The organism is Colwellia sp. BRX10-1, assembly GCF_014077545.1.
GTDB lineage: Bacteria > Pseudomonadota > Gammaproteobacteria > Enterobacterales > Alteromonadaceae > Colwellia_A.
Map to the genome: position 1 here is coordinate 1 of NZ_JACGWC010000137.1, position 266 is coordinate 266.

General features: G+C 41.7%; 1 rRNA gene. It reads left to right on the forward strand.

What is annotated here, in order from left to right:
* Positions 1–181: 181 nt before the first annotated feature.
* A 5S ribosomal RNA gene (gene rrf / locus H4J75_RS20550) occupies positions 182–266 on the forward strand; the annotation flags it as partial.

Below are 266 nucleotides of genomic sequence, written 5' to 3' on the forward strand. Positions count from 1 at the left end.
TTGAGCTAACTGATACTAATTGCCCGTGAGGCTTAACCATACAACACCCAAGTAGTTTTACTGCGAAGTGTTTGTAAAAGACTGACAGAATAACTTCACGCACTGTAATGAATTGAATAAGAAAACGCTTTTATATTTATAGCTCTAACGAGCAACAGCTTTCAAGATTGTAACCTTTTTGTCTAGCGACAATAGCACTGTGGCACCACCTGATCCCATTCCGAACTCAGAAGTGAAACGCAGTAGCGCCGATGGTAGTGTGGGAG